Consider the following 25,143-nt stretch of genomic DNA (forward strand, 5'->3'; position numbering starts at 1 on the left):
GATGGAGGTTGTTGTGATCTCACGCCCAAGCGGCAGTTATGGAATGGACGCCCCCGGGGTGCTCTGGCTGTGGAGTGGCCTTGCAGTCGTGTGCACTGGCTTCGCGGTCGGCAGTGCGATCTGGCGGGCTGGGTGGTGGTCGTGGTTGTTTGCTGGGCTGTTCGCGCTCACCGCTGTGGTGTGCGCGGTTGGCGTAGCGCTCCACGTGCACGTTTCGCAGCACGGGAAGTTTGTGCTGTGGCGGGACCTTCTCAGCGCGGCATCGCTCCCCTCACAGCCGCGGCCGCAGGCCCTCGACCTTGGGTGCGGGCGGGGCGCGGTCGCGATCATGGTTGCGCGTGAGTTCCAGGGCACGACTGTGGTCGGTCTCGACCTGTGGCGCCGAAAGGATCAGTCAGGTAACGGTGCTGCGGCTGCACAGGAGAATGCACGCCGGAATGGGGTCGCCGAGCGAGTGCGCTTTGACACCGGCGATATGGTTCGGCTGCCGTACGCTGATGGCTCGTTTGCGCTTGTCACCGCGAGCCTTTCGCTGCACAACATTCCAACCGAGACTGGCCGGAGCGCGGCAGTTCGGGAGGCTGCGCGGGTGTTGCGGACGCCTGGCCAGCTGCTCATCGTCGATATTCAACGAGCCGACGAGTACGCAGCCGAACTTCGCAGACTCGGGCTCGAGGTGTCTGGGCCGCGACAGCTGGGGTGGCGGGGATGGTGGACGGGCCCGTGGCTCCCCACGGCAGCCGTGGTTGCCAGAAAGGGCTAGACCGCGTCCGCTCTCAGGGGCTAGGCTGACCGGCAAGTCTGGTCTTTTCCTTGCTCCAAGCTTGGCACTTGCTGTGCTGTGACGATGGGTGCAGAAATGGGCCCTTCGGACGCCAAGCTGGCGAAAAGCTAAAAGGGGAGCAATGTCGCGCGTGCATCATGATCGTGTTCGAAACTCACGAGTTCCGGGACGAACCCGCAAACTCTTCGCGGGATTCGCGGCCATCGCCCTCCTCACCGGGCTCGGAGCAGCCGGGACGTCGCCAGCGCTCGCGCAGGACAGTGCAGGTACTGATCCGGTTTCCTTCCCCGATAAGCAGCTCGTCGCCTGCATCAACGAAAAGCTCGGCGGTGGCAGGGCAGCAGACCAGCCCATCACCCACGACGAGCTCAACACGATCTTCGGGCTCTCCTGCGGTGACTCGTTTGCGGTGGCTTCGCTCGACGGGATCGAACACGCCCAGAAGATCACGAACCTGTTCTTTGCGGGCGGGAAACACGACTTCTCAGGGCCCGGCTCGCTCGAAGCCGCGGCGAAGATGCCCAAGCTCAACAGCTTGACGCTCACAGACGCGAAGGTGACGAACGCGGCCCTCGCTGGCCTGACAGACGCTGCGACGCTCTCCACGCTTAGCCTGACCGGCAGTCCAGAGCTCTCTGACATTTCTCCGCTGGGGAAGCTTCCCAAGCTCAGCAAGCTTGATCTCTCGAGAAACGTCAAGCTCACTGACCTGTCGCCGCTGAGCGACGCAGGCAAACTGAAGGACTTCACCGCCTCCCAGATCCCAGACCTGGTGGACCTTGAGCCGCTCCGGAACCTCAACACGCTTACCTCAGTGAGCGTGTACAAGACCGCGGTCGCCACGCTCGAGCCGCTGTCGGGGCTCACTGGCCTCACGAGCATCAGCGCTCAATTTACGCAGGTGTCGACCTTGCTGCCGATCTCGAAGCTGACCAAGATGCGTTTCCTGACCGTTGACCACGCGCAGCTGCAGAGCCTCGCAGGTATTGAAGACATGAGTGAGCTCCAGACACTCGACATCAACAACAACCCCGACATCGGTGACGATATCGGGGCGATCCGCAACAAGCCCGAGCTGTACCGGGTGCACATGAACGCGATCGGTGCGACATCAGTTGAGCCGCTGTCAGGCCTCACGGGGCTGAAGAGCCTGCAGGCACTCGGAAACCACTTCGGTTCGCTCGTTGGCCTGCCTGAGGCCCCCGAGCAAAACTCCGTCGGGACGTTCGCGGTCACCGCGCAGCAGATCTCGGGAAGCGAGGTGTTCGTGCCGAAGGGCGCGAAACAGTTCCGCTACGATGCTGCCGGACAGCTTGAGCTCCGTGACGGATCCTTTCCCGACCTCGGGGGCAACCTCAAGCCCAAGCCCGACCCAGAGCTGCCGATCATGCTGATTGACGTGCGAGCAGCGTGGCCTGAGCTCGAGTACACGTTCGCGCACGAAGCAAAGTCCAATGATCGCTTTACGGGCACGGTCGCGATGCCCATCGTGTGGAGCATGATCACCAGCCCCGACAGCGCTACGCTGCCGCTCGGCGAAGCATGGCGTCAAGAGATCTCCTACACGGCCGGTTTCCCAGCTGCGAGCTTTGAGCTCTCGTCGGATGCGCCCGCCTGGTTGAAGGTTGTCGATGGCGCATTCGTGGGCACCCCGGATGGGGCGGGCGACTGGACCTTTGAACTTCGAGTCGCTGACGAGCTTGGTAACACGATGCAGCAGCGTGTGGATCTCACCGTTCCCCAGCCAGATGCCACGGTCTTTGAGATCGGCGAAGACCAGCAGGCTCTGGCAGGAACGGATCTCACGTTCACGGTGTCGCGCACCGACGCCGCTGAGAACGCATTCTCGGGTGAGGCGAGCGTGCGTGTGAAGACGCACGACGGCACTGCGGTAGACGGCAGCCACTACGTGGGCGTAGATCAGGTACTGAGCTGGCCGGCAGGGAACCAGGACGACAAGCAGGTCGTTGTTCAGACCTTGGCGGGCGCGGCAGGCGATGAAGACCGGGCGCTCACGCTTGAGCTTTCTGACCCCACTCCCGAAGGGCTGACCGAGCTCGGCGGCGGCTTCATGAGCGACGGCACGATCACCTACCCGACCCCCGAGGCAACCCAGTTCTCGGTGAGCGCACCGCAGGTCGTCGAGGCGGGGACCGCGGACGTCGAGTTCACGGTCACCCGGAAGGACGCTGCCGAGAATCCGTGGACCGGGGAGGCGAGCATCCGCGTTGTCTCGCACGACGGGACTGCGAAGGCCGGCACGCACTTCACCGAGGTTGACGAGACCCTCACCTGGAAGGCTAATGAGTCGGGAGGGAAAACCTTCCGCGTGCAGACCCACGAGGGCAAGGCAGGTGACCCGAACCGAGTATTCGCGCTCCGGCTCACTGACGCTCAGCCGCGGCCGTACGCGAAGCCTTCCAAGCTGGCGTTCAGCGGAGTGGAACTGACCTACCCGACTCCTGAACCGACGAGTTTTGGAATGAGCGGTGATGCGGCAGGTGCTGCGGGCGATAGCTTCACGTTCGAGATTCGTCGCGAGGATGCGCAGGTGAACCCCTGGACGGGGGTCGCGAGTGTGCGCGTGTCCACGCAGGACGGGACCGCCCAGGCGAACGCGCACTACGCGCCGCTCGATGAGACGGTGACCTGGGCGGATGCCGACAGTGAGCCCAAACACGTCGTTATCGAGACGACCAAGATGCCAGCTGGCGACCCGGAACGCGACCTGACTGTCGTCCTGTCGCAGCCGGAGCCAGCGGCCCACACGCAGCTCATTGAGCCCGCCGCGAGCACGCTGACGCTGCGCTCGCCGGAACCGGGAACGACAGTGTTTGCGATGGGGGACGATCAGTCGACGAAGGCCGGTGGCACACTGACGTTTACGGTGTCGCGGGCTGACGCCGAGGTGGACCCCTGGACGGGCGAGGCGAGTGTGCGGGTATCGACCCAAGACGGGTCAGCGGTCGCTGGAACGCACTACGAGCCGATTGCTGAGACGCTCGTCTGGGGTGCCGGCGACAGTGCAACTCAATCGGTGACGGTGCAGACCGCGAAGGTCACGTCGAAGGATCCGGAGCGGTCGTTCACCGTTACGCTCTCCGAGCCGAGCTCATCCACTGCGGTCGGTGACCCTGCGGCCGCCGCGGGCACGATCGCTTACGCCTCTGAGGAGGGCCCGATTGTCCCCGGCGAAGAGGGCGAGGGGGACGGCGGGATCACCCCAAAGCCCACACCGGACGGCGGGGATAAGGGCGCCCCAAATGCGGAAGGTGGGCTGGCTCACTCTGGGCTCAGCGTGACCGTCTGGGCGCTCTCGCTGGGAGCAGCGGTGCTCGCCCTGCTGATTGGTCTCGGCCTCTTCGCGGCGCGAGGCCGCCGAACGCTCTAGCGACGGTTTCCGCGGAGCCGGAGCCGGCGATAGAGCCGGCGGTAGAGGCGGAGAGAGGGGTGTGGGATACGGGGAGTGAGCGATCCCCGTATCCCACACCCCTGTCTGCCCCCAATCCGGGGGATCACCCAGGTGAAACCTCGAGCAACGCTTTTCGTTGTCTTCCGCTCGGCAAACGCCGTTCTTCTCCTGTGTCCGCGCTCAGCGCAGAGGATTCAGAAGCATAGACGGCTTTGCCCGCTTTGCCCGGCGTGAACTGTGCAGAAGCGCGCAGAGCCGCGGAAGTCGCACTGCGTAGCCTGTGTGCATCCGCAGTGAAGCGACGATGGGGGATTCATGAGAGCCAATTACGATCGACCGGTTTCGCCGGCGACCTCGGTCGGCCAGGTGGTCGGCCCCGGTGGCAAGAAGCCGCCCAAGAAGCTAGCCTCCCGCCACATTACGATGATCACCCTCGGTGGGATCATCGGCGCGAGCCTCTTCGTCGGCTCGGGCAACGTGATCCGCGCAGTCGGCCCGGCCGCGATCATCTCGTACCTCATCGGCGGTGTGCTGGTGTTTCTTGCGATGCGCATGCTCGGCGAGATGGCGGCGGCGCGACCAACGACCGGATCCTTCATGGAGTACGCCCGCGTCGGCCTTGGCGACTGGGCAGGCTACATCGTCGGCTGGCTGTACTGGTACTTCTGGGTGGGCGTGATCGCGTTCGAGGCAGTGATCATCGGTTCCATCATGCACAGCTGGATACCTGGGGTGCCCGAATGGGTGTTCTCGATCGGCATGATGCTGGTGTTCACCGTGACGAACCTCGTGTCGGTGCGCTCCTTCGGCGAGGTCGAGTTCTGGCTCGCAAGCATTAAGGTCGTCGCGATCGTCGTATTCCTCGGCGTCGGCGTGCTCTTTGCGCTTGGCTTCTGGCCGGGATCCACGTTCTCGATCCCGAACCTGTGGGAGCACGGCGGCTTTGCCCCGAACGGCGTCTGGCCGGTCATCGCGGGCGTTGCAATCGTGATCTTCTCCTACTTCGGAACCGAGATCGCGGTGATGGCCGCAGCCGAATCCGAGGACCCCGCGAAGGGGGTGCGGCAGGCGACCACGACCGTGATCTGGCGAATCCTGCTGTTCTTTGTCGGCGCAGTGTTCCTCATCGTCGTGATTGTGCCCTGGAACCAGCTGCCCGACCCGCAGGTCGAGGGGCCGTTCGTGCACGTGTTCACGCTGTATGGGATCCCCGCGGCGGGCGCGATCATGAGCGCGGTCACACTCACCGCCGTGTGCTCAGTGCTGAACTCGGGTCTCTACTCGGCAGCGCGCATGTTTGCCGCGCTCGCTGACCAGGGCTTTGCGCCCGCGCTCGTCGCGAAGCGCTCGCGCAATGGAGTGCCGGTGGCAGCCGTGATTGCCTCGACGCTCGGCGGCTACGCTGCCGTGATCGTGAACTTCGCCGCACCCGAATCGGGCATCTTCGACTTCATCATGAACTCGGCAGGTCTCGTGGCGCTCTTCGTCTACGCGTTCGTCGCCGCCACACAGATCCGCATGCGTCAGCGCATGACCCAAGAAGAGGTCGCGGGCCTCGAGCTCAAGATGTGGTGGCACCCGTGGCTTGGCATCCTCGTGATCCTCGCGGTTATCGGGATCGTGGTCATCATGGTGGTGAGCGGCGACGGCACGCGCACGCAGGTGTGGACGAGCCTGATCTCGGTCGGAGTGCTTGCCGTCTTCTGGCCAGCGGTGCGCGGCCGGCTCAAGCGGGTGCGCGCCGCCAGGGCGGCCGCCGCCGACGAAGACTAGTCTGAGCGCGAGGCAACCGCCTCGACGACGGCCTCGAGCGCCACGCGTGTCTCGAGGTCTCGGGCGTCGTCTTCGGGGTCGTGCCACGCGCTCGTCTTCACGATTACGGTCTCGCTGTCTGGGTCGATCCAGAGCGCCTGGCCGTGCACCCCGAGCCCGGTGAAAGCACCCCGATCGCCCCCGAGCGTCCACCACTGGTTCGAGTAACCGTAGTGCGGTGCCCCGCCGCCATCGGTGAGCTCACCGACCTGGAGGTGAGGGAGGTCGGAACCGCGGCTGCGCGCGACCCAGGCCTCGGGCACAAGCTGGGTATCGCCAACGCGGCCGCCCGATGCCATGATGATGCCGACGCGGGCAAGGTCACGAATGGTGGCGTTGAGCGATCCACCGCCGAGAGCCGTGCGGGGCTTGCCGCGGGTGAGGAAGTAGAAGGCGTCTGACTCCGCTCCCATCGGCTGCCAGAGCCGCTCGGTCGCGTAGCCGGCGAGGGTGCGGCCGGTCGCCGCCTCAAGGAGCCAGCCGATCACGTGCGTGTCGATCGTCGAGTAGTTGAAGGCCGTTCCGGGCTCGCGCAGTTTCGGTGTGGACCGGATGACTTCGAGCACTGAGCCGCCCGTGCTTACCGCGGTCTCAAAACGGCGGATCGGCGCGTCTGGCACCGTCCAATCCTCGACGGCCCCGATGCCGCTTGACATGTTCAAGAGATCCTCGAGGGTGACCTGACCGTAGCCAGTCTTCGCGAGCTCCGGCAGATAGTCGGCGACGCGATCGGTGATGGCTCCGATTTCACCGCGTTCAAGCGCGATCCCGATGAGCATCGACGTCACTGACTTCGTCAGCGAGAACAGCTGGAATTTTGCGGTCGGTGACGCGAAGCGACCGGGGTAGCTTTCGTGGATAATCTCACCGCGCTGCGCGACGAGGAACGCGGTCGTGTGTGTGCTCCGGTGGAACTCGGCGAGGGAACGGCGCTGGCCCGCGAACTCGTAGCGGATCCCGGAGACCCCGAGCGGGGCGCGCGCGGAAGGGAGCGGGCGGGCCTCTGCGGGGCGCAGCACTGCCTCGGTAGGCATGAGCCGGTGCATGTGCGTGAAGGTCCACTCGTTGAGTGGCCGGCTGAACGCGAGGTCGCCCTGGTTTCTCCAGAGCCAGCTGCCTCCCGCGACAGCGGCCGCTGTCGCGGCGGTGATTCCCAGCGTTTTTCCGATGCGCATTTCTTGGCTCCTCGCTCAGCCGAGCGAGTTGCCCGGGCTGTCCTCATTCCTAACATAGCCCGCAATATCGGGCAGTGTGTGAGACGACCGAACCTTCGTTCGGGAGGGTAGTGTGAACATATGGTGACGAGCGACGGTGCGCAGCGGGTGGATCGATTGCCGCGGGCGGCCGGGCGCGAGGGCGACGGAAAAGCTGCGGTACTCGCCGCTGCGCTGCGCTGCTTTGCGGCGCGCGGATACTTCGGAGCCTCCATGCGCGATATTGCCGGCGAGGCGCAGATTGCCCCTGCGGGCATCTACCACCACTTCTCGGGGAAGCAAGAGATCCTCCAGGCTGTGATGATCTCGACGCTGAAAGACGTGCTCGCAACGACCCGGGGTCGGGTCTCGCAGGTGCCAGATAGCGACCCGGCTGCGCAGCTGGCGGAGCTTGTGCGGGCCTGGGTCGAGTTCCATGCGCTGCGACAGAGCGAAGCCAGGGTGGGGGCGTCGGAGATTCACTGCGTCGAGGGAGAGGGGCGCGAGACCGTCATCGCGCTGCGCGATGAGCAAGAGGAAGTCTTCCGTGAGGTCATCGAACGGGGCCAACGCGCAGGGGTGTTCGCGACGCCGCATCCGCGCGACGCCGCGCGCGCGATCATCAACATGGGCGGGGCCGTTGCGAGCTGGTACCGCGAAGACGGGTCTTCCGCGCCTGAGGCGCTCGCCGAACGATATGCGACGCTCGCGCTCGCGATGGTGCAGGCGGGCGCGCTGACGTAGCCCAGCTACGGAGAGTATTATTCACGGGTGACTCGCATCCTTTTCTTTGAGCCCCGCATCGCAGGGAACACCGGCAACACGATCAGACTCGCTGCCGGAACGGGCGCAGAGCTGCACATCGTGAACCCGCTCTTCGATTTTGAGGACGCGAAGCTGCGCCGGGCGGGACTCGACTACCACGACATGGCAGTGGTGCACCTGCACGATTCCTTTGAGGCAGCGCTGAGCGCGCTGCTGCCCGCACGGGTGTTTGCATTCACCGCACACGCGACCACGACCTACACCGACGTGGCTTACCAGGCGAGCGATGTGCTGTTGTTCGGCCCGGAACCAACCGGCCTCCCGGGCGAGATCCTTGAGCACTCAGCGATCACTGACGCGCTGCGAATCCCCATGCTTCCCGGCCCGCGTTCGATGAATCTCGCCAACTGTGCGGCGATCGCAAGCTACGAGGCTTGGCGCCAGAGCGGATTCATCGGATCTGCATAGCCCAGCCCCTCTCTTTCGGAGGGGGCTAAGTGCAGCAAATTGGGCAAAAGCTCATTCAATTGATGCGTGAGCATGGAATCCGCTGAGAAAACCTCCAAACTCGTACTTTTCCGCTAGTCACACATACACCCCGGGGGGTATCGTGGTGGGCGAGTCGGATGAACTGCGCGTAAACGCGCGTTCATAGGGGCGGCTCTTTCCGAGGCCTCCGCGGTGCAACACCGCGCAGGGTTCAATTCAAAGTTGAAGTCGGAAATCGATCAGGGCATACGAGCCCGGGTCGAGTTCTGCGCGCCAAGAAGCCTGGGGGCTTTGTGGTGCGCTGGTGTTGGGGTGCCAAAAAGAAGGATTAACGTGGGGAAGCGAAACGGAATGCGTCGGGGGTACGCCAAGGTCTTGGCGACCCTCGGCGTACTCACCATCGGCATAACGGGCGTGCTGGGAAGTGCTCCAGCTGAGGCGCTGCTGCCAACAGCCGTGGAACCAGAGGCCGAGGTTGTCGAAGAGGCACCCGAGGTGCAAGGACTCTCTGCGCCGGACGCAGCGGCCGCTGCTGCTGCGGCACCGCTCGCGGCCGCTGCTGCTGCCCCGGCGAGCTGCCAGGTCGACACCGTCTACGCACTTGGAAAGACGCGGTTCGACCGCGACGGCGACGATTACAAGTGGGAAATCCTTGCGATCAACCACTCGGGTTCGTACGCGAGTGTCGAGAGCCTCGCGAGCCTCGGCAAGAGTCGTATTGACGGGCTCGGAATGGTGCCGGGTGGCACCGCAGCGGTGTACGCCAAGGGCAGCAAGCTCAGCAAGGGAGCTACCCCGACGCTCTACATGTGGGATTTCGGCACCAAGCGGCAGACGACGCTCTCTGGCGTGACTAAGCTCGCCGAGGCCGCGCCGAAGGGCATCCAGGCAGGAGCCGTGCACCCCTACAACGGCCTCTACTACTATGGCTACCCGACGGTCAGCAACAACGTCATGACGTGGCATATCTACGCCTACGATGTGGCGAACACTCGGGCCATCGGCAAGGTTGGAACCGTCCCCCTGCTGCCCGGATACGGCGGACTGACGGGTGACTTCGCGTTCGATCCACAGGGCAATCTCTACCTCGTGAATGACGCAGGCTCGCGCGACACCTCCATGGTGCAGGTGCCCGCGAAAGACGTCGCCGCTGTCGCTTCCAACGCGGTGTGGAACCACTCGGGACGAGGCGCTGCGGGTGTAACCTCGCCGAGCGGAGCTGCCTGGCTTGCGAGCAATGATGCCGCGCCTCTCGGGATGGTGGAGGAGGACGGTCGGTACACGATTCTGTCGGCGCGCGCGCTCGAGAACGGAGCGCCAGCTCCCGCCAAGACCTGGACGACCGAGGTATTGCACGTGAGTGACCTTGCGAACTGTGCTCCGAAAGACTCAGGCTTCGAGATCCAGACCAACCTGACCTCGCGTATCAACATTGCGGACCAATTCACGGTCTCCGCATCGGGCGCTGTGCCCGCGACCACGGCGGGATCGGCGAATGGCGCACAGCCCGGCATCGTGCGCAACGTCTCGCCCGAGCCAGGCAAACCGGTGGCGGTAAAAGTCGAGTTCAAGCGCCAGGGGCACACATCTGAATACTCCGCTGAGCTCGCGTGCGTGGTGAAGGAGACCAACGCTCCGATCCCGACAACGAAGAGCGGCGAGGGCGAGTTCACGTTCACCTACCCGACGGCCCCCGGAGGCCGAGCGCCGGCCGTGCACTGCGACCTCACGGTCGGAGCGCCAGCGACGATCCAGGTAACGAAGGAGCTGCCGGCCGGACGAGCGTGGGCGACTGACCAGTTCAGCGTTGCTATGAAGGAAAACGGTAAGCCCGTTATCGCCGCTGGTGCGACGGCGCTCAGCGAGGGAACCGGCACCCGCGTGAACGCCGGTACCGGAACCTCGGGCAAGATCCGCGCGAAGGCTGGTGCAACGTACTCGCTGAGCGAGTCCGCCCCGGCGAGCGTGAACACCGCGCACTACACGTCGACGATTACCTGTGTCGATCCAACGGGGATCCAGCAGAACCTGCCGAGCGGACAGCCGCTGCCCGTAGGCTCCCCGTTCGACCTCAAGACGACCGAGGGCGCGCAGGTGAGCTGTGTCATCACCAACACGAGCACCGGCGCGGCGAGCTCAGGTGGCTTCACCTGTGAGGCGGGCGCGATCTACGGAATGGTGAATGTCAACGGTAGGGCCGAAAGCTATATCGCCAAGATCTCTACGGAACTGTTCGCCGCGGGGACACGCGATAATCACTACCGCGGTGAGATCATCTCATCGAACCTCCACCAGACTCAGAGCGGAACGCTCGCGAACTCGATGAACGTGAACTCGCTAGCGATCACTCAGGGCGGCGCGAAGAGCCTGTTCGTCGGGCAGGCCAACTTTGTGAGGAACGGCTCATTCGAATTGTACGAGCTCGACAATGCAAAAGCATCGGGCAAGCCCGTGCGGAAGGCGTCGTTCTCGTTCCCGACAGGGATCCTTGATCACGGAAGCGGTAGCGCGGTACGTGGCGGGGTCAACCCGGCCGATGGTATGTACTGGGCTTCGGCGACCAGCTACAGGGCCGACGGCTCATACCGACATCACTTCTGGGCCTACGACACTCTGACCGACGTCAACTACGGCTACGTAGGTTTTCTCACGAGCCAAGGTGGGGCAAGCGCCGGGACGATGTACGGCAACAATGGTGACCTCGTTTTCGATCAGGACGGCAACATGCTCTTCCTCTCGGCATCGAGCCTCGATACCGACATGACCCGCCTGTCAGGAATGAACAAGGGCCTCGCTGTAGTGAACGGGCGAACGACGGTCACCGACCTGAGCCCCGCGAAGTACGGGATTAAGCGCGCATCGCTCATGAAGCCGACCCAGCTGCCGGCATCGAACGGTATTACCTTTGACAACGATGGGTACCTCTGGACGAGCCTCTCAGACGGCCAGCGGGGCTCGCTGAACCGCGTTGACCCCAACACCGGAACACTGGTTGACAATCTGCAGACCTGGAACCAGGATCCCCAGCGGCCGAGTCAGGGGTGGTACTCAGCCGGCGGCGTAGTCAAACTAAAGGCCCCAAACGGCCAGTACACGCAGCACGCATACATTACGGACCTCGCGGACTGTAACGACCCCGGTGGTCTCCAGGTGCTGAAGAACATTGGCGACCGCGCCAGTGCTGGCGACCAGTTCCAGCTGGAGGTGTTCCGCTCGAGCTTCCCTGCGGGAGCTGAGCGTGCGCAGACCTCCGGCGATGCGACCGGGCTCCAGGCTGATGCGATTGCAGGCCCGATTGTCGGGATTCCCGGTCAGGCCTACACCGTTCGAGAGACGATGACTGGCGGGAAGAGCCTCGCCCCCTACGGCACGACGCTTGCTTGTGTGGATGTGGCGAACGGCAACGCTCCCGTCGAGACCCAGATGCTCAGCCAGGGCGAGGGATCGTTCATCTTCCCTGGCCTTGGTGCCGCGCCCAACGCTCCGCTGCCGAACGTGGAGTGCACGTTTACGAACTCCCCGAAGGCGACGCTCTCCGTAGATAAGTCGCTGACCGGTACTCGCGTGGCAACGAACGATCAGTTCACTGTGCAGATTCTTGCCGGAGGCGGTGTCGTGAAGGACGCTACGACCAAGGGCTCAGGAAAAACCGTGACGAAGGGCAGCGGCGCGACCGGTGCCGTCCCTGTGAATCCTGAAACTGAGTACGTCATCACTGAGGCGGGGGCTGCCGGTACGAACCTGGCAAACTACCCGGGCGCGACGATTACGTGCCTCGATCCAACCGGCCACCACCAGGGCCTGCCCGTCGACCAGCCACTTGACCCCGCAGGGTTCGCGATCACCCCAGCCCCCATGTCGAAGATTTCGTGCACCATCACGAACACACCGGGTGAGGCCGAGCTGGCGACGAAGAAGACCCTGCTCACGGTGACGGGTGTCGACGGATCCGAGGTCGAAGCGACTGAGGACACGAAAGTCTCGCCAGGCGACGTGCTGAAGTACCAGATCGCGACCACTAACCGTGGCGTGATCGCGGGGAGTACCAAGCTCAGCGAGATTGTCCCCGAGGGGACCACCTACACAGGGAAGAATGAGGGCTGGAGCTGCTCTACCCAGAGCAAGCGGGCGGCTTCTGCCGACAGCGCAGCGGGGCAGGTGTGCCTCCGTGAGGTGAAGAACCTCGCTCCGGGCGCCACCGATACGGCAACATTCACCGTGACCGTCGGCGACGCGAAGGCGCTGCTGAATGACGGCGACCCGCTGAATGAGATCCACAACCTCGTTGTCTCGAGCGACGGTGTCTGCGAGCCCGGCGACTGCGAGGTCGTCACCCCACTGCAGCCGAACTGGACGGTCGCGAAGACCGCTGCGGTTGACGGAAAAGACGGGGCGGCCGAGATCGTGCGTTCCGGGCAGAAGATCACCTACACGCTGACGGCCACCTCCAAGCTTGGCGAGATCAGGGACGTCGTGCTCACTGACGACCTGAGCGGTGTGCTCGAGACCGCGGACTTCGTCAAGGGGTCTGTCACCTGGGAGTTCATGGGGCGCACCCAGAAGCTCGACGACTCCGTTCTCACCGGCACCACGCTGGTATCGCCGGCGGTGACGCTGCACGGCGGCGACGTCGCGAAGCTCAGCTACAGCGTGACCGTCAAGGCCGGCAAGCCGCTCCAGACCATCACCAACAGTGTGACCGGTGCTGGATCAGCGGAGCCCGATCAATGTGTCACGGGCAAGCCCGAGACCAGTGTCGACGCCTGCGTGACCACGCATCGCACCGGAGCCGCGATTACCGTGCAGAAGCTTAACGAGAACGGCACCGCGCTTCCCGGCGCAGAGTTCGTTGTGAAGAGCAACGACGGTGGTGGCGCTGAGCGGCCCGGGAAACCGGGGAAGGAGCTCAGCCCGAACCTCGTGAAGGATCCGCAGGATGCCTCGAAGTTCACGCTTGCAGACATGACTCCCGGTTGGTACTGGCTCATTGAAACCCAGTCACCCGAAGCGGCAGAAGGCAAGCAGCCCTATCAGCTGCTCGCGCAACCGGTTCCTTTCCAAGTACGGGGTAACGGAGACATCGTGCTCACCCCCGTTGAGGAGGCGAGCGCCGTCAGCTCCGAAGGGTCGACCATCAAGGTGGTTAACCGCCCAGGCTTTGTCCTGCCAAATTCAGGCGGTCTCGGAACCGCCGCGTACACCGTCATCGGTGTCGCGATTCTAAGCGTCGCGATGTTTGCGCTCCTGCGTCGACGCCGCGCTGAAGCCGTGGTTACGGAAGACGACTAGCTTTTCCGTCATCCACACCACACTTCGGGTCGGCACCGTCGCCCCGAACATCACCACGAGCACGAAATGAAGGAGAACCACGTGTTCATTAACAAGAAGAAGGGCCCGTTCCGGGCAGCGCTTGCAGCTGTCGCCGGTCTCGCCCTGCTCGGCATGGGCGCTACGAGCGCTGTCGCAGCTCCCACCATCGAAGACCGCACCGGCTCGCTCACGGTCCACAAGTTCGCGAAGACCGCTGAGCACGGCGACATCGAGAGCAACGGCACCGAGGTCAAGACCCCGGTTGGATTGAAGCCGATGGCTGACGTCGAGTTCACGATCCAGCAGATCAACGTCGACCTCAAGACCAACGCGGGCTGGACAGCCGCAGCAGACCTGACGGTTGAGACCGCAGCAGCACAGACGAAGGGCGCGCCAATCGTCGGCGCAACCGACGCCAACGGCGAGTACACCTTCGCTGAGCTGCCGCTGGGCCTCTACCTTGTGACCGAGACGAAGTACCCGGCTGGCGCAACCCCGGCTGCTCCGTTCCTCGTTACGGTCCCGCTCACGGACCCCGACAACCGCAACGCGTGGCTCTACGACGTTCACGTGTACCCGAAGAACTCGGTGACCACCGCCGAGAAGACCGTCGAGGATGCGGCGTCGAAGAAGCTCGGCGACGAGGTCAAGTTCCAGATCACGGGCACGATCCCGAACGAGAAGATCATCGACGGCTACCGGATGACGGATGCGCTCGACCCCAAGCTCGACTACGTGAGCACGACGGTTTCGCTGGCAAACGGCGCAACTCTCACCGAGGGCACCGACTACACGATTGCCCACGATCCCGCAACGAACACCGTAACCGTTGACTTCACGGAGCCTGGCCGCGCGATCCTCGTCGCGAACAAGACGAGCAAGGTCGTCTTCGATATCGTCACGACGGTCAACGCGATTGGCGACGTCAAGAACGAGGCAGTCATCTACCCGAACGCTCCGTCGTTCGACAAGAAGCCGGGCGAGCCCGGCGGCCCGATCGTGACGCCCGAGGTTATCTCCAAGTGGGGCAAGCTCACCATCGAGAAGGTCGATTCCAAGGACAAGGCCAAGAAGCTCGAGGGCGCAGAGTTCGCCGTCTTCCTCACGGAGAAGGACGCCAAGGCTGGCACGAACGCAATCGACTTCGGCAAGCAGTGGGTCACTGACAAGAACGGCATCGTCACGATCGAGGGCCTCCGCTACAGCGAGTGGGCGAACGGCATCGAGGTCAAGGAAGGCCACGCGGACTACCGCGAATACTGGCTCGCCGAGATCAAGGCTCCGGCCGAGTACGAGCTGCTCGCGCAGCCGATCATGTTCAAGGTCGACAACGCCGACCAGAAGATCGACCTCACCGTGAAGAACGTCAAGGACAACGGCGGCTTCGAGCTGCCGCTGACCGGTGGCGCTGGTACCGCACTCTTCACCATCGTCGGTGGCTTGCTTGTCGCAGGCGCAGTGGTGCTGACGATCCGCAGCCGCCGCAAGGCTGACGCGTAAGCACAACCGCAGTGTGCGCAGCTGGCCGGCCCGGCCGCAGGACGCGCATGATGCAACGGGCAAGCCCCCGAGGTTCATACCTCGGGGGCTTGCCCCAGTGAACGAGTGAACGGTGTGACAAAATGCTGGGTGTGCGAAGCAAGGGGAAGCGCAGAGGCGCCGTGAGCGCGGGGAACGAAAAAGTGACCGACGTCTCCGCCAAGCGCCGCAAGCTCAAGAAAGCCGACGTCGGGATCATCGTGATCGCGGTGGTCGGCCTGCTCGTGCTGCTCTACCCCATGACAGCGAACTGGTTCTCGACCCGCGCCCACGAGGCCGAGGTCACCGGCTATATCGAGTCCGTCGCTTCGCTTCCGATGGAAGACAAAGCGCGGCAGCTCACTGAAGCTCGCGAGTACAGTCAGGCGCTTCCGCGCGGACCGCTGCGCGATCCCTACGCGAACAGTACGGCTGGCGAAGAGACCGCGATCGGTGAGGGAGCAGAAGAGTACTTCGACCGCCTTCGCACTCCCGGGAGTCAAACGATGGGCCGCGTGCGTATCGCATCGATCGGCGTCGACCTACCGCTCTACCACGGCACCGACGAGACGACGCTCTCCAAGGGCGTCGGCCACCTCTACGGCACCGCCCTGCCTGTCGGTGGGGTAGGCACCCACAGCGTGCTCACTGCGCACTCCGGCCTCGCGAGCGCGGAGCTCTTCACCGACCTCGAGCGGGTGCCGATCGACGACGTGTTCACGGTCACCGTGCTCGGCGAGACGCTCTACTACCGTGTCGATCAGATCGAAACTGTGTTGCCGCACGAGACTGACGCCGTGCAGACGGTCGACGGCAAGGACTACCTCACGCTCATTACCTGCACGCCGGTCGCCGTGAACTCGCACCGGCTGCTGGTCCGCGGCGAGCGGGTGGACCCACCGTTTGCGAACCAGGAAAAGTACGAGGTGCCCGGCACCGGCAAGAAGGCTGGCTTCCCGCTCTGGGGGCTGCTGCTTGTCGGTGCAACCGGCGCGTTCGTGCTCGCGCTCGTGATACCGGCCAAGAAGCGAAAGACGCGCAAGCAGGAGAAGCGCGACCGCCGCGACTCTGTGGTCGCGGAGACTGGTGGCGAGTCCCTGAGCGATCACCCTGCCCGAGACATCTCAGAGGAGTCCTGACGCTGTGTGCGCCCTGCGTTGCAGCGAGAATCCTATACTTCTGCGAGCCCGATACGTACGCACTCGGCTCTGAGCCGAGACAGTTCGGGAGAGCCGGCCGGGTTACCGGCGAGGTTGAGAATGGGTCGTAACTCACGAATCAACCCCGCTTCGATAGCTGACTGATCTTCGGCGGCGAGCTCGACCCAATTGATGCTGAGGTGCTCGTTAATCCATGCGATGAGCGTGGCTTCGTCAGCGGGGCTGAAACGGTAGTTGCGCTGATTGCCTTTACCGATGAGACTGCCCGGAATGGGGCGATAGCCGAGCACCGCGCCGATGCTCCGGAAGAATGTGCCGTGGCCTTTAGCTCGTAGCTCCTGCTCGAGCAGCCGTCGACGCAAGCTTCGGCTTGCCTTCCCGACGTAGACGAAATCGTGCCCGCGCTCTGCGCTCAGTGCGGCGAAATGCCGAGGCAGAGCGGTTCGTTCGTTGATCCGTATTGCGTACAAGCCAGGGACCGCAGGGATACGCGCGTCGACCTCGCCTGCTGGCACGAACGCCGCTCGGTCTATGAGTCGTCGCGTCACTGCAGCGCTGGAGCCGGATGCCTCGGCACGGATCGTGTTACAAAGAGTCAATGGGGTTCTTCAGGTCATTGCGGGGAGGATCTGTCGTTTCAGACGTATTCGATGACGGCGAGAATCCGGTAGTGCAAGGGGAACTCGCCGTAGGCGGCCATCGTGAGAGAGACGATTCTATGAGCGGGTCTTTCGGCGAGCGCTGCGGTGAGGCTCGATTTGAGCTCGGGCTGCCCATGTGGGGGAACGTCTACCTCTATGATCTCCTGACGGGCAATCAGCCCCCGTGGTTCCCCGACTCAACCGCCCGTGCTGGCCGCGGCGTAGCGGCGGATGACGGAACTGGGGGCTCCTGCGGGGAAGGCAGCCGTCGTTTCATTGTTCTCCGCCCGCATGTAGCTTTGTGAGAATGAGTGTAGCCGTATCCCTCAGCGATCGTCCCAATGCTGCAGCTCCGCGGTGAAGCTACGGCGGACCGTTCCTCCTGTCGGGCGGCCAGCGCAGCGCAGCGCGAGCATCGCAGCACCCACGAGCCCGTTGGCGCTGAGCCGAAGGTCTGCGTCAGCGAGCTCCCGAGTGAGCTCGTTTGCCGGGATCGCGGGCGCAAGATAGCCCTTCAGAAGAACCGATCCGGTGCCCGCGATGGGAGCGTCTGCGTAGCCCAGGCGAGCGGTGCGCAGCGTCGCGGCGACCGCGCTCGCCCCGGTACGCACGATCTCGGCTGCCACCGCGTCGCCGGGAGATTCGACGAAGGCAAGGTCGGCAAACCTTGACAGTTCAACGGCGGGGCGCTCGTACACCGCCGCGAGGAGGCGGCTCACGGCGTTCGTGCGGCCCTGACCCCAAGCGAGCGAGGCAGCAGCGTTGCTGTCGGCGTTGCCTGATCCAGTGCTGCCAGATCCAGATCCAGATCCAGATCCAGAACTGACTGGCGCTGAGCTGTCCACTCCCTCCGCCGCGATCCGCTCCATCAGCCGTGCGGTGAGGCCGGTCGACGGCCCGCGCCCGTCGAGGTCCGCGAGCACAGCGCGAGCGATCTGGTGACCGATCCAGAACCCACTCCCAGTGTCGCCAAGCAACCAGCCCGCGCCATCGCTCACTGAAACAGCGGCGGTGCCCTCAACTCGCGCGGCGATGCTGCCCGTTCCGACGACGAGGGCGAATCCAGTGTGCTCGTCGGCAACCGAGAGATACGCGGCGACCGCGTCACCCACAAGTACGAAGGGTGCTTTGGGAGGAAGGCCGGCCGCCGTTGCCACCGCACGCAGCCGGCCGGGTGTTTGCGCTCCCGCCGCGCAAACGGCCCCGCCGCGCACCGCGCTCGCGGGCAGACCGGCCGCGGCAAGTGCCCCGCGGATCGCCGCAGCGACTGCGTTGTCTGCAGCCTCGATGCCCACAGCCGTGGGGTTTCCTGAAGCGCTGGTGCCGACCCCGAGCAGCCGTCCGCTCAAGCTTACGCAGGCAACCCGGGTGTGCGTACCGCCCGCATCGACGGCGAGCAGCGTCACTTGAGCGCCCCCTGCGACACCGACGTGAGCAGTCGTTTCTGGAAGATCACGTAGACGACGAGTACCGGCACAATCGTCATCACAGCGGCGGCGAACAGCGCGCCGAAGTCGACGTTGAAGCCAGCCTGCACGGCGAACACCTGCATGCCCTGGGTGAGCACCGACTTTGATGGGTCGGTGATGAGGATGACCGGCAGCAGATACTGGTTCCACAGCCCCACGAAGTTCAGGAGGGCGATCGCCGACATGCCTGGCCCTGCCATCGGTAGCATGACCGAGAAGAACGTGCGCCACTGCGAGGCTCCATCGATTGAGGCGGCCTCGGCGATCTCGTTGGGCAGCCGCTCGAAAAATGCGGTAAGAAACAACACAGTGAAGGGCAGCGCGTAGGCGGTGTATGTGATGATGAGGCCGGCGAGCGAATTCATGAGTCCGAACTGCTGTACGACAAAGAACAGCGGCACGACGGCGAGGAACACGGGGAAGGTGAGGCCGGCGAGCACGAGGTTCCGGATCGCGGTGCGGCCGGGAAACTCGAAGCGAGCGAGCGCGTAGGCGCACATTGCCCCGAGCAGCATGGTGCACACGAGCGCCCCGGCGACGACGATGAGCGTGTTCGCGAAGAACTCTCCGATTCTCGCATCTGTCCACGCGTTCACGTAGTTCGTGAACGACCACTCGCTCGGCAGTGAGAACGGAGAAGCCAGGATTTCGCGGCTCGTCTTGAACGAACTCATGAGTGTCCAGAGCAGCGGAACTGCGATCACCGCGGTCCAAGCGATGAGGATCGCCTGCGAGCTCACCCCGACGAGTTTCTCAGAGGAGCGTACGCCCTGACGGCGTCTGCTTGCGGGACGCAAAGCCGCGGCGTCTCGCCGGAACGTTGCGGTGAGGGTCATTGCTTGTCTCTCTTTCCGGTACGGGTGACGAGCCCGACGAAGGCAAAGGTGATCAGGGTGAGGACGATCCCCATCGCGCAGGCGAGACCGAACTGGCCGTCTTGGAACGCGGTCGAATAGATCTCCTGGGTGATGCCGAGGGTGGATCGCTGCGGCCCGCCGCTCGGGTTAAAGGCCTGCAAGAACACGAACGAGTCGAGTGCAGCGATGCCAGCGTAAACGTAGGAGGTTTTCACGTTGCCTGCGATTCCGGGCAGCACAATCGACCAGGTGATGCGTGCGCGGCCCGCGCCGTCGAGCCGCGCTGCCTCGAACAGCTCGGTGTCGATGCCGCGGATCGCGGCGATGAACAGCACCATGTAGAAGCCCGACGTCGCCCACACCATCGCGGCGATCGTGGCAGCCATCGCGGTCGACGCCTCGCCGAGCCAAGCGAACGAGTGGAATTGCTCGAGCCCGATCCGTGTAAGTGCGCCGTTCAGGATGCCGTTGTTCGGGTCGTACACCTGGGCAAAGATGATGCCGATGATGATTGACGGGATCACCGCTGGGAAGAACGCGACGACGCGATAGAACCCCGAACCGCGAACCCCGCGCACTCCGCCGCGAGACGATCCGGCGACCGACACCATTACCGCGAGGGCGAGCCCGATTGTGAGCGAGAGCACGGGGAGCGCGAGCAGGATGATGAGGTTGTTGCGGATCGCGATGAGGAACGACTCATCGGCGAACAGCTTGACGTAGTTCTCGATGCCGAGGAAAGAAAACGTGCTACTGAAGCCGCTCCAGTCGGTGAACGAGTACACGGTCGCCTGGAGCATGGGCCAGATGACGAACGCGAGGTAGAGCGCGAGGGGAGCTCCGACGAACACGACGAGCATCGAGGTGCGGTCGAAGCCCCCGCGGGGCCCCCGGGCGCGAGTGCGTCCGGGGGCCCCGTGTGGTGCGGTGACGGATGGGGTCACTTGCTCACCTTGATCTTCACGATCGAGTCGTCCTCGCGGATCTTGTCCGAGAGCTTCTGCATTTCGCTCGTGAGCTCGGGTACGTCCATGTTGCCCGAGAGGAAATCGTTCCAGATGCGGGTCTTGTCGTCACCGAAGGGGTAAGCGTCGGTGAAGTCCCAGGCGAACGCGTCTTCGCCTGAGGCGTCGAGCAGGTCGCGCGCGGAGACGAGCGCGGTGGATCCGAAGCCGTCCTCGGGGATCGTGTCCTTCACAACCGAGAGCGACTTGTTGATCCGCGAGAACTCGGTCGCGGCATCCTTGGAGAGCATGACGCGCAGGGTCTCCTTGGCGCCTGCGACGTTCGCCGCGTCAGAGGGCACCACGAAGCGGTTGCCGCCGGCGAAGCGCATTGCCGAATAGGGGAGCGCCGAATCATCGGTGATGGTCGGGGCCGGGGCGCCCACCATCTCGAAGCCGTCGGCGATTTCCTCGCCCATCTCGCCCTCGATCCATGAACCCGTCGGGTACATGAGGGCCTCCTGCTTCAGGCTCCACTGCGCCTGGGCGGCCTTGAACTGGGTGCCCGCGCCGCCTGGCATCATGTAGCCCGCGTCGACGATCTCCTTGAGCGCCGCAAACGACTCCTGCACTTCGGGCTGGCTCCACGAGTCCGCCTCCAGATTCGCGAGCTCGGCGAGCACATCCTTGCCGCCCTCCTTGACCGCGGTGTCGATCGCGAGCGAGAGGTAGTAGGCCGACGCCTCCTTGCCCCAGGTGAAGAGGTATTTGCCCTCTTGCTTCGCAGCCGCGCCAAGCGCCATCGCTTCGTCCCACGTCTTCGGTGCTTCCCAGCCGTACTTGTCGAACATGGACTGCGAGTACCAGAGGGCGTGCACGTTGAGTGAGTAGTTCACTGCGGCGAGCTTGTCGTCGTACTTCGCCAGGTCGAGAACACCAGGGTAGAGTGTGTCGGCTATGGGGTCGCCTTCGAGATTTGCTGCCTCGGTGACCGCCGAGAGATCTTCAATGTCGTTGAGCATCGAGGCGACGGGGATCGATCCCGAGCCCGCTGAGTGGAGCAGGTCTGGCGGGTTGCCCGCGACAAAGCGCGGCTGCACCTGCTGGGCGATCTGGGTCGATGGAGTGACCTTCAGGTCGACGCCGTGCAGCGCCTGCAACTCGGGTGCGACGTGATCGAAGAACGCGACGTTATTCGCGTTATCGAAGATCACGGAGTCGACCGTGGAGCCCTCGACCACGCCGAAGGGGTTCTTTGGGTCGCCAGTCGCTGTGCTTTCGCCCGCGGGGCGGTCGGTTGGGCCACCGGGGGTGGCCGCGCAGGCACCGAGCGAGAGCGCAAGAATCGTAGCGCCGGCGGCGGCGCCGAGTGCGCGCCGGGACAGGGTGAAACGTGATGATTTCATGACAGTCCTTCGTGGTGGGGTCAGGCGATGCGACGGATGCGCTCGCCGTAGTGAGCTTCGAAGCGACGGTTGTGCTCGTCGCCTCCGGGGATATTGGCGGACAGGAAGACTGGGGTGTCGTGGCCCGCTTCCGCGAGGCGATCGACGACGCCGATGGTGAGGAGCTGCGCGATGTACGCCGACGTGACGGAGGAGACGGCGCCGACGGGCACGGCACCCGTGAGCACCGCGTCGCCGAACGGGGCGAGGTTGTCGATGACGACGTCGGCGATCTCGCTCAGGCGCTTGCCGCTCGGATGGCTCGGCTCGACCCGTGCGGTGTGCTCGAAGCTGGTGACGGCGATGACGGGGTGGCCTGCTGCTTTCGCAAGCAGTGCGAGGCCGACGATCGAGCCGTTGACGCCCGAGTTCGAGGCGATGATGAAGACGTCGTTCGGCTGGCGGTGAATCGTTGCGAAGAGCTCCTCTGCTACCGCCGGGTCGCGCTCGAGCGGCGGGAACCCGAAGAGCGCATCGATGCTGCGGTTTCCGCGGATCACGACGTCGCGCAGGGCGACCTTGTTCGTGGGGATCAGGCCACCCGCGCGGCCCGCGATCTCCATTGCGAACGCCTCGGAGTGGCCGGTACCGAAGGCGTGGATCACTCCGTCTGCGGCGACCGCATCGGTCATGAGCGCGATCGCGGCGTCGTAGCCCCCGTCTTGCTCAGTGTGGGTGAGCTGCTCGAGTCGCCGCCCCACCTCATCGTGAAATTCCACGACGCGTTCTGCCATCAGACTTCTCCCTTGCATGTTGCGATCCACGATTGGTGAATCTCTAATACACTTAACTCAGTGAGTGTGAATGATTATTACACGCAGAATGAACTCTGGGTGAAATGGTTTGCTGAGGCGCCGCAGCGGGCGGGCGCAAACGCCAATTCACGTCTACGATCGGAGCCAAGATGAAGACACAGGATTTCCCCGCGAACGGCGCTGAGCCGGGCCGCGGCGCGCTCATCACCGACCGGATCAGGCTCGCGCTGCCCAACCTCTCCCACGCCCACGAACAGATCGCCCGCTACGTGCTGCGCAACGCCGAACAGGTGACGCAGCTCTCGGCCGCCCAGCTGGCCGCGAAGGTTGGCGTCTCGCAGCCCTCCGTCACCCGCTTCTGTCAGGCGCTCGGGCTCGGCAGCTACCAGGCGCTACTGCTCGCCCTTGCTGGAGAAGCGGGGCAGAGCCACGGGGCTTCGCCCATGAAGCCCCTCGCTGATGGCTTGAGCCCTGACGACTCGCTCGAGCAGGTCGCGCACATGCTCACGCGGCTCGACATCGATGCCATGGAACTCGTGGCGCGGCAACTCGACTTCGAGGCAATCGAGGCGGCAGCGCAGATGGTTGCGGCGGCACGTCACACCGACGTCTACGGTGTCGGCGCGAGTGGGCTCATCGCGCAGGAGCTCGAACTCAGACTGTTCCGGCTGGGGGTGCCGATCCGCGCCTGGGTTGAAACGCACGCGGCAGCGACCTCTGCCGCGCTGCGCAGCCCCGAGGACGTTATTGTCGCAATCTCCGCCTCCGGGCGTACCCGCGAGACCTACGAAGCGCTCGTGAGTGGCAGGGAGCGCGGGGCGAAAACGATCGCGCTCACGAGCGACCCGGCGTCACCCGTCGCCCTCGCCGCTGACGTCCACCTCACGACGATCGGCACGGGAACGACCTACCGGACCGCGTCGTTTGCGGCACGGCACGGCCAGCTCCTGCTCATCGACATCCTGTACACGCGCATCGCACAGCTCGACCACGACCGTGCGCTCGACGCGGTCGCCGCCACCGCGCACATCGTCCCAAACCACAGGGTCCGCGAGCCCCGCTCCACGCAGAGAGACGCAGAATGACCGAGATCTGGGCGCACGCCCGCTCCGAACACCAGCCCGTCGCGAACCTCCTACCGTCGTTCGCGGGAGCCGTCGCCGAGGGGGCCGACGGCCTCGAGCTCGACGTGCACCGCACCCGTGACGGCAAGCTCGTGTGCGCGCACGACCCGGTGATCTTCGATGATTCGGGGAGGGGCTGGGATATCGGCTCGCTGGACTACGCCGCGCTCGCCGACTATCAGGATCCGCGAATGCCCGGGCCTGAGGGGCGTGTGCCGCTGCTCGATGAGGTCTATGAGTTGCTGCGGCCCACGCCGCTGCGGCTCAATGTCGAGGCAAAGAACCTCGAGCGCCGCTACCCGCAGATGGCGGAGACCATCGCGGCGTCCGTAGCGGGCTCGGGCATGGCAGACCGGGTGGTAGTGAGCGCGTTCCACCACCGGCTACTGCTCGACCTTCGCGAACTGTCGCCCGGGCTCGCACTCGCCGCGCTCTACGCGGATGGGCTCATCCGGCCGTGGCAGTACCTCGCGGAGCTCGACATTCAGGAGGTGCACCCGCACTTCACGGCGCTCGGTGACCCCGAGACGGTTGCAGGCTTTCGTGCGGCTGGCCTCACGGTGCGGGCATGGACGGTGAACGACCCGGCACTGTGGGCACAGTTCGCGCGCGACGGCATCGACGCGATCATCACGGACCTGCCGCTGTCGGCGCGGGCGGCGCTTGCGGCCCGGGCTGCCTGACCTGCGGAACGCTTCGGGGCTGCCTTGCGCTGCGCATGGCCCACACGGCCTCTCCGCATCCCCACCTCCCCGTTCTTTCTCACCTGAGCCTTTTTCAGGCGCTGCATGGCTCGGAATAGAAAAAACGGGGTGCGGAGGGTTCGCGGAGGGTCGGCGGGCACGCGTAGCATTACGGGTAATGACTTCACACGTACCCCCGCTGCACACCGGACTTCCGCTGCACACCGAGCGGCTCTCGCTCCGGCCACACCGCTCAACCGACGCCGAGGCGCTGCACCGCATCTACGCGATTCCTGAGGTCGCGCGCTTCCTGCTCGACGAGCCCTGGACGAGCGACACCGCGCGCGAGAAGGTCGCCGAGCGCTTGCCGAAGACAAGCCTCTCGGGCGATACCGGCGCGCTCATGCTCGTGATCGAGCGCGAGGGTGTGGCTATCGGCGACGTGCAGCTCTGGCTCACCGACGTCGAGCGTCGCGTCGCCGAGATCGGCTGGGTGCTCGACCCGGCGCACGGCGGGCAGGGGTTCGCCGGCGAAGCCGTGCGCGCGGTGCTGGATCACGGCTTCGCGCAGCACGGACTCCACCGCGTTGCTGCGCAGATGGATGCTCGGAACGCTGCCTCGGCGAAGCTTGCCGGCAGCGTCGGCATGCGCCGCGAGGCGCACCTGCGGGAGGACTGGTGGAGCAAGGGGGAGTGGACCGACACGCTCGTGTTCGGAATGCTCGCCAGTGACCGCCCCAGTGACCGCCCCAGCGACCGCGACTGAGTTTGGCCCTGGGCTG

At 64.7% G+C, this 25,143-nt stretch carries 18 protein-coding genes; 11 read left to right on the plus strand and 7 right to left on the minus strand.

Going from position 1 to position 25,143, the window contains the following annotated elements; translation table 11 throughout:
- Positions 1-13: 13 nt before the first annotated feature.
- The 3 genes from ACI1US_RS05745 to ACI1US_RS05755 all read left to right on the plus strand — a co-directional run bounded on the left by ACI1US_RS05745 (position 14) and on the right by ACI1US_RS05755 (position 5,969).
- A complete protein-coding gene (locus ACI1US_RS05745; protein ID WP_461638883.1) occupies positions 14-763 on the plus strand; it encodes a class I SAM-dependent methyltransferase in 750 nt (249 codons plus the stop codon).
- A 142-nt stretch (positions 764-905) separates the two neighbouring features.
- Positions 906-4,175 (plus strand): Calx-beta domain-containing protein, encoded by a 3,270-nt coding sequence (locus ACI1US_RS05750; protein WP_461638885.1) that lies wholly within the window; start codon positions 906-908, stop codon positions 4,173-4,175.
- Between the two features lie 336 nt (positions 4,176-4,511).
- Positions 4,512-5,969: an amino acid permease gene (locus ACI1US_RS05755; RefSeq protein WP_461638887.1), complete on the plus strand. Its 1,458-nt coding sequence runs from the start codon at positions 4,512-4,514 to the stop codon at positions 5,967-5,969.
- Here the strand turns inward: ACI1US_RS05755 and ACI1US_RS05760 are convergent.
- On the minus strand, positions 5,966-7,183 hold the full coding sequence (locus ACI1US_RS05760; RefSeq protein WP_461638889.1) for a serine hydrolase domain-containing protein: 1,218 nt from the start codon (positions 7,181-7,183) through the stop codon (positions 5,966-5,968). The two genes, ACI1US_RS05755 and ACI1US_RS05760, sit on opposite strands and share 4 nt — an antisense overlap.
- Before the next feature lie 120 nt (positions 7,184-7,303).
- Here ACI1US_RS05760 and ACI1US_RS05765 point away from each other — a divergent pair, with 120 nt between their 5' ends.
- The 5 genes from ACI1US_RS05765 to ACI1US_RS05785 all read left to right on the plus strand — a co-directional run bounded on the left by ACI1US_RS05765 (position 7,304) and on the right by ACI1US_RS05785 (position 16,422).
- Positions 7,304-7,945 (plus strand): TetR/AcrR family transcriptional regulator, encoded by a 642-nt coding sequence (locus tag ACI1US_RS05765; protein ID WP_461638891.1) that lies wholly within the window; start codon positions 7,304-7,306, stop codon positions 7,943-7,945.
- 27 nt (positions 7,946-7,972) lie between these two features.
- Positions 7,973-8,434 carry a tRNA (cytidine(34)-2'-O)-methyltransferase gene (locus tag ACI1US_RS05770; RefSeq protein ID WP_461638893.1) on the plus strand — a complete coding sequence of 154 codons (462 nt, stop codon included), beginning with the start codon at positions 7,973-7,975 and terminating at the stop codon, positions 8,432-8,434.
- A gap of 354 nt (positions 8,435-8,788) precedes the next feature.
- The gene (locus ACI1US_RS05775; RefSeq protein ID WP_461638895.1) at positions 8,789-13,744 is read left to right on the plus strand and encodes a DUF7927 domain-containing protein; all 4,956 of its coding nucleotides are present in this window, start codon (positions 8,789-8,791) and stop codon (positions 13,742-13,744) included.
- A gap of 81 nt (positions 13,745-13,825) precedes the next feature.
- The gene (locus ACI1US_RS05780) at positions 13,826-15,265 is read left to right on the plus strand and encodes a SpaH/EbpB family LPXTG-anchored major pilin (protein ID WP_461638897.1); all 1,440 of its coding nucleotides are present in this window, start codon (positions 13,826-13,828) and stop codon (positions 15,263-15,265) included.
- Between the two features lie 182 nt (positions 15,266-15,447).
- Entirely contained in the window at positions 15,448-16,422 is a 975-nt protein-coding gene (locus tag ACI1US_RS05785) for a class C sortase (RefSeq protein ID WP_461638899.1), read from the plus strand.
- 32 nt (positions 16,423-16,454) lie between these two features.
- Here ACI1US_RS05785 and ACI1US_RS05790 read toward each other — a convergent pair whose 3' ends face one another.
- The 6 genes from ACI1US_RS05790 to ACI1US_RS05815 all read right to left on the minus strand — a co-directional run bounded on the left by ACI1US_RS05790 (position 16,455) and on the right by ACI1US_RS05815 (position 22,533).
- A complete protein-coding gene (locus ACI1US_RS05790) occupies positions 16,455-16,991 on the minus strand; it encodes a GIY-YIG nuclease family protein (protein WP_461638901.1) in 537 nt (178 codons plus the stop codon).
- A 419-nt stretch (positions 16,992-17,410) separates the two neighbouring features.
- On the minus strand, positions 17,411-18,490 hold the full coding sequence (locus tag ACI1US_RS05795; protein ID WP_461638903.1) for an N-acetylglucosamine kinase: 1,080 nt from the start codon (positions 18,488-18,490) through the stop codon (positions 17,411-17,413).
- A complete protein-coding gene (locus ACI1US_RS05800) occupies positions 18,487-19,389 on the minus strand; it encodes a carbohydrate ABC transporter permease (RefSeq protein WP_461638905.1) in 903 nt (300 codons plus the stop codon). The genes ACI1US_RS05795 and ACI1US_RS05800 overlap by 4 nt, the downstream gene beginning before the upstream one ends.
- Positions 19,386-20,354: a carbohydrate ABC transporter permease gene (locus ACI1US_RS05805; RefSeq protein WP_461638907.1), complete on the minus strand. Its 969-nt coding sequence runs from the start codon at positions 20,352-20,354 to the stop codon at positions 19,386-19,388. The genes ACI1US_RS05800 and ACI1US_RS05805 overlap by 4 nt, the downstream gene beginning before the upstream one ends.
- Complete coding sequence (gene ngcE, locus ACI1US_RS05810; RefSeq protein ID WP_461638909.1) at positions 20,351-21,760, minus strand: N-acetylglucosamine/diacetylchitobiose ABC transporter substrate-binding protein; 1,410 nt, start codon at positions 21,758-21,760, stop codon at positions 20,351-20,353. Before ngcE ends, ACI1US_RS05805 begins: the two co-directional genes overlap by 4 nt.
- A 20-nt stretch (positions 21,761-21,780) precedes the next feature.
- On the minus strand, positions 21,781-22,533 hold the full coding sequence (locus tag ACI1US_RS05815; protein ID WP_461638911.1) for a sugar isomerase domain-containing protein: 753 nt from the start codon (positions 22,531-22,533) through the stop codon (positions 21,781-21,783).
- A gap of 170 nt (positions 22,534-22,703) precedes the next feature.
- On the opposite strand from ACI1US_RS05815, the gene ACI1US_RS05820 reads away from it, so the two are divergent.
- The 3 genes from ACI1US_RS05820 to ACI1US_RS05830 all read left to right on the plus strand — a co-directional run bounded on the left by ACI1US_RS05820 (position 22,704) and on the right by ACI1US_RS05830 (position 25,127).
- On the plus strand, positions 22,704-23,639 hold the full coding sequence (locus ACI1US_RS05820) for a MurR/RpiR family transcriptional regulator (RefSeq protein ID WP_461638913.1): 936 nt from the start codon (positions 22,704-22,706) through the stop codon (positions 23,637-23,639).
- Positions 23,636-24,361, plus strand: a complete 726-nt coding sequence (locus tag ACI1US_RS05825; RefSeq protein ID WP_461638915.1) for a glycerophosphodiester phosphodiesterase — start codon at positions 23,636-23,638, stop codon at positions 24,359-24,361. The genes ACI1US_RS05820 and ACI1US_RS05825 overlap by 4 nt, the downstream gene beginning before the upstream one ends.
- 178 nt (positions 24,362-24,539) lie before the next feature.
- Positions 24,540-25,127, plus strand: coding sequence for a GNAT family N-acetyltransferase (locus ACI1US_RS05830; protein ID WP_461638917.1), 588 nt, complete (start codon positions 24,540-24,542; stop codon positions 25,125-25,127).
- Positions 25,128-25,143 lie beyond the last annotated feature (16 nt).

It is taken from the genome of Leucobacter sp. BZR 635 (assembly GCF_048061935.2).
Lineage (GTDB): Bacteria > Actinomycetota > Actinomycetes > Actinomycetales > Microbacteriaceae > Leucobacter.